Annotated in this window: 6 protein-coding genes; 3 read left to right on the top strand and 3 right to left on the bottom strand. The window is 60.4% G+C overall.

Going from position 1 to position 4742, the window contains the following annotated elements; genetic code table 11:
* Positions 1 to 252: 252 nt before the first annotated feature.
* Positions 253 to 498 (top strand): hypothetical protein, encoded by a 246-nt coding sequence (locus WDW90_RS35090; protein ID WP_336492359.1) that lies wholly within the window; start codon positions 253 to 255, stop codon positions 496 to 498.
* Between the two features lie 73 nt (positions 499 to 571).
* On the opposite strand, the gene WDW90_RS35085 is transcribed toward WDW90_RS35090, so the two are convergent.
* Entirely contained in the window at positions 572 to 1192 is a 621-nt protein-coding gene (locus WDW90_RS35085) for a recombinase family protein (RefSeq protein WP_336492357.1), read from the bottom strand.
* Between the two features lie 234 nt (positions 1193 to 1426).
* Between WDW90_RS35085 and WDW90_RS35080 the strand changes: the two genes are divergently transcribed.
* The gene (locus WDW90_RS35080; protein ID WP_336492356.1) at positions 1427 to 1681 is read left to right on the top strand and encodes a hypothetical protein; all 255 of its coding nucleotides are present in this window, start codon (positions 1427 to 1429) and stop codon (positions 1679 to 1681) included.
* A 650-nt stretch (positions 1682 to 2331) separates the two neighbouring features.
* Here the strand turns inward: WDW90_RS35080 and WDW90_RS35075 are convergent.
* Positions 2332 to 2526, bottom strand: coding sequence for a hypothetical protein (locus WDW90_RS35075; RefSeq protein ID WP_336492354.1), 195 nt, complete (start codon positions 2524 to 2526; stop codon positions 2332 to 2334).
* 197 nt (positions 2527 to 2723) lie between these two features.
* Here WDW90_RS35075 and WDW90_RS35070 point away from each other — a divergent pair, with 197 nt between their 5' ends.
* Positions 2724 to 2954, top strand: a complete 231-nt coding sequence (locus WDW90_RS35070) for a hypothetical protein (protein ID WP_336492353.1) — start codon at positions 2724 to 2726, stop codon at positions 2952 to 2954.
* A gap of 1016 nt (positions 2955 to 3970) precedes the next feature.
* On the opposite strand, the gene WDW90_RS35065 is transcribed toward WDW90_RS35070, so the two are convergent.
* Positions 3971 to 4552, bottom strand: a complete 582-nt coding sequence (locus WDW90_RS35065) for a hypothetical protein (RefSeq protein ID WP_336492352.1) — start codon at positions 4550 to 4552, stop codon at positions 3971 to 3973.
* Between the last annotated feature and the right edge of the window lie 190 nt (positions 4553 to 4742).

The raw sequence follows: 4742 nt of genomic DNA, 5'->3' as shown, positions 1-4742 counted from the left end.
GGCGAGCACCGCCTCGTCGATGCGCTCCTCGTCGACCGACATCCGAGCAGCTTAGCACACCACGCTCAGACCGGGCGTGGTCCCAGCCGATCGGTTACGTCGCGCCAACACTCGCTGCACCTGAATGGCCTGCCACTGGCCCCTGCCGCAGTCGGGATGCCCTTCCGGGTTCTACGTGGGCCGACCAGAAAGGCCGAGCGAACCGTTTGCCCCTCAAGGCGTTCCTAGCTCCTCACGAGGAGAACACGCGACATGAAGGCGCTTTGTGCAATAGCGGCCATAGGTCTGAGCCTGATGGGTGCAATGGGCTCTGTCTCAGCTCAACCGTATGGCGACCGTGATTACGGGCGCAGGGATCGTGGGTACGGATTCAATGAACGCGAGTACCTGCGCTGCAATCCTGACGTTCGCCGAGCTGTCAGACGCGGCATCGTATCGTCTGGCGCAGCGCACTATCGGGTTAATGGTCGCTATGAGCATCGGCGGCTTAGCTGCTGACCGACGACTGAGGCAGCCCCCTGGATGGATCATGATGGCCTAGATGCATGGCGATCCTTCTTGCCGCCTTGCTCTAGGCTGTGACTCTGGTGCCCTTCGCTATCTTGGCGATGGTCGCTCGGCTGCACCGGGTTGAGGCTTGGATCTGGGACCAGCTCAGCCCTGCCGTGAGCATCGAGGCGATCCCGGCATTCCGGGCGACATCCTCCTGCCTGCCCTTGTACTTGCCCTCAGCCTTCGCCCTGGCTTGCCCCTCGGCTTGCCTGCGGCGCCGGTCGTCGTAGTCCTTGCGAGCCACAGCCGCGAGCATATCGAGCATCATCCCGTTGATGGCCTCGAACATCCGGCTGGTGAACTCGTCAGCCTTGCTGGTCGCCATCATCCAGGAGGTTGGCAGGTCGAGCGCCACCACTCTCAGGCGACGCGAGCCGATCTCGGCCTTCAGCTTCTCCCAGTCGTTGGCCGTCAAGCGAGACAGGCGGTCCACTTGCTCCACCAAGAGCACGTCACCGGGGCGAGCATCCTTGAGCAGCCGGAACAACTCAGGCCGGGCGAGCGTCGATCCGCTCTCGTTCTCAACGTACCAGTTCGCGATCCTGAGGCCGTGCTCAGATGCGAAGCTCTCAAGCGCTGCTTTGGCCCTCTCGGCGTCTTGCTCATCGGTGGAAGCCCTGAGGTAAGCCCGAACGAACATCGCGCCCCCATCGGTTCAGTTAGGATGGTCCAATGATGATTGGTTCATTATAGATGGTCAAGAGGCCATGCTGAACCAGCCGCGCTATGGTTCGCCAGGGGTGCACCTAAACTGAACCACATGGGTGTGTCTCATTAGATCAAATCGCCAGGACATTCACGGAGCAGACCGCGACCAAAGCCCGAACAAGCCCGCGCATGACGGAACGGAGGGACTTAACCTCGGTTAATCCTCATGGCCGAGCCTCCATCATCGCCCATCAGCAGCCTCGATGTGGAAAAGGCCACCCTCATCAAGGCAGATCAGGACATCGCAGACGGTGAGCGCCGCATCACGGAGCAGATCGACAGGATCGAGGAGTTGAGGGCAGATGGGCGCGACACGGCTCGGTCTGAGGAACTGCTGGCCACCTTCAAGGACACCCTCGCGGAATGGTATGCTCACCGGGAGCAGATCCTCCGCAGGATCAATGACCTGAGGAACCGCTGAGCCCCCCAAAGAAAGAAGCCCCAGCGCAAGGCCAGGGCGAAGGTCGTCTCTGGGGTCACGTACGACAGGCGGGGAGCAAGCCGTACCTCACCCCAACGCTACTGTAGCTCCGCCGTTCCTTCGCTCACCACCTCCATCCTAGGACCGCCAGGAAAGAGAACACGCCTACCATCCAAGCAAGGAGCAGCAGGACATCCGCGACGGCCTCGGGGCGCCTGTGGTTTGCCTGAATGAGCAGGCAGCCAAGCACGAAGGTTCCCGCCTCAATCGCGGGTAAGAACAGCTTGCCCATGCCAGACCGTCACCCTGGGCCCGACATCTAGATCCACGCCCCGTGCCAACCCCGGACAACCAGAAGCCCCACCACGAGAGTGGCAGAACGTGAGAGCCGGAGGTTCAGGAGATGCCCAGCCTCTCCCCGGGTGTGGCCCTCAACAAGCCTCTGAGCGAGCCCGTACATGCCCTGGGTCAACCTGAGAGCCAGCCCCGAAGCCGAACCAAGGTGCCCGCCCTCCGGGTGGCTCGATTGAGAGGACTGAGTGGCCGGCCACGGGGGGAACAAGGGCAAAGCGGCTGAGCGGATAGGTCCTCAGGTTTTTGCGAGGAAATCCGAAGAGCTTAGACTGCGACTGTTCATAATCTTGCCCGTACTACGCAGCGATGCTGATGGTTTCCGGTGCTGGCTCTGGCGTGAGACTCGGCAATCCGCGCCGGTAGATCAGCGATACGGCATGCCAGAACGCATGCTCATCGCATCCCTGACGAGCAAGGCTCTCGTTCATTAGAGCGTATGCCTCCGCTGCCAGAACTTCGACCTGTTCGGCTTCAATCTCCAGAACCGCCACGGTGCACCTCGGATGTTAACCGGAGTAACATCAACTCGCATCTCGGCAGTTCGATCCCTCGGCTCAGCGGCGAGGACCTCGCAACAACCCGCTCGCAAGCCGTCACTTCACGCCGCAGAACGCCCTGCTATGGAGAAGGGAACGGATGGTGAGCGTCGAGCGTATATGGCTCCGCTTCATCAGCGTTGAGTGCCGTTATGAGTCGACCGCTTCGGGCCTACGTCATCACCGCCGAGCCGCCCCGCATTGCAGGCAAGGAGCCGGTCACCAAACGATGGGCGGTGCTGGCGGAGAACGTGGAAGTGGCGGCCGACTTGGTTCGCGAGCGGGTTGCTCCGGAATGCATCGTGGAAGCGACCGACGAGATCCTCAGCCCTGAGCAGGCGGGCGACATCGGCCTTCAGCCACACCACGCGACGGTTCTCTGACAAGGGCGCGAGTGGCTCAGGCGGATCAGCCAAGGCTGGGCCGCAACCCATGATCCTTATCACAGGTTAGCACGGCACGAGGTTGTTCCTCAGTTCAATGGGGTTCCCATGATGGAGACCGACGCCGCTATCGTTGCTCGCCTGAAGACCCAAGCTCGGCCGCCAACCCGAGATGATGTTCAGCGCCTCCGCGATCTCGTGCTGAGGGTGGACTGGGATCAGCTCTCATGCTGGGCGACAAGGCAGGACCGCTCTCGCCTGCACTAGGGCCGTTCTCTCCCGTCACCCCTGAGCTAACCCCGAGGCAAAGAGAAGCCCCACCAAACGGCAGGGCTGAAGGTTCGGAGGACACCCAGCGTCAGGGGGAGCCAAAGGCCGAGCATAGGCCCAACAGCCCGGCATTTCTGCCGTTCCCCTCGTGCTTTCCCCTGCGAGCGTCTGAACGGGCCCGCACTCAGGCCGGTCCTAGGCCGCTTGGCTGTAAGGGGTGGATTCCTCTGAGACTTGGACGGCTTTGAGCTTTGTCGAGCGCCTGTGCGCCAGGTAGCTCACAACCAGCAGTGCGACGGTAGACCCGCCGATTGGAGCTGCGATCAAGGCTGCTAGCCAGCCGAAGAAAAAGGCCAGCGCTGCCGTGATAAGGCCGCCAACGACCCCAGCAAGCATAAGCACAAACAGCATCTTCACCGCCCCCCGAAGACTGCCCTATGCCTTCGCCTCATGGGCTAAGCGCGGTCAGCCTGAACTCCGCTGGGGGTATGTGTTACACTCTACCGTGGTCGGCTGCATCATCTAAATGGACCACGCAGCGCAGCGGTCTGCGGATGAGACGCGGTGAACCGCTTTGCCATCGTAGTGCCTACCCCAGCCTGACTTGAACGGTGCCTCTTCCCTGCCTTGCCCAATCGAAGGACCTCATGCCCGGCCACGGGGGAACCTGGGCAAACTGGGGTTGGCGGATAGGGCGTCAGATTTTTGCTGTGTTTTTTGGCGGAGTCGTCCACTTACACCCAGTGTCAGTTAGGCACGCAAGGGCGATCATCTGCAACAAACTCAGGGTCTAGAGTGACCGCAACCTCAGTTTCAATCTTATTTCTATCTACTATATTGTAGACGTTTTCCTTTTGCCACACAGCTTTAAACGTGACAGGCCCATCGAAGATGTCATAATAGCTACCGGTGACAAAGTTTATCTTTGAACTAATCGCTCTCCAATCATTAGGGTCGGGAGATATCTTTATCAGAGACTCGTACAATTTGTTTGGCGCCACCTGAGACGAGGCCGCCTTCTGCATCAACTCCATCACCTTGATTGTGACTTGTGGTTTTCGCCCGAGCCCTTCGTATTCTAGTCCGCCATCTGAAATGGACACCACATCCAGCGGCTTCCAGTTCATCGTGGGATCCAGAAAGTGAGCCTCGATCTTGCCCATCCAAGAGCGTCTGATCCTGAGATCGTTCCCGCATTTCAGGAGGAACTCACCGCCCATGAAGGACGATTTCACGGTGCGCCACCTCTCATAGAGCGCATTACCTTCCGCTTTCGCTGCGGTGGATAGGATCAGGCAAGCAGCGGTTGCGAGGGCGAGAAGCCTCATTGGTCGTTCTTGGTCAGAGCCTTACGTGCCCCTCCCGACTGCCCCGAGCGTGCTGAAGACCGGCTTAACAAGCACGTGAGGCGGAGCGAGACCTAGAGCGGGGCTCGTCCGATCGGAAGCTGTGCTGGGCGGCTGAGGGTTGATGGGGCAAGGAGGAGGCCATGCCGACAACCTTGTCCGTCGATCTGCG

The organism is Methylobacterium nigriterrae (assembly GCF_037106235.1).
GTDB lineage: Bacteria > Pseudomonadota > Alphaproteobacteria > Rhizobiales > Beijerinckiaceae > Methylobacterium > Methylobacterium nigriterrae.
This window is presented reverse-complemented; position numbering and strand designations above follow the sequence as displayed.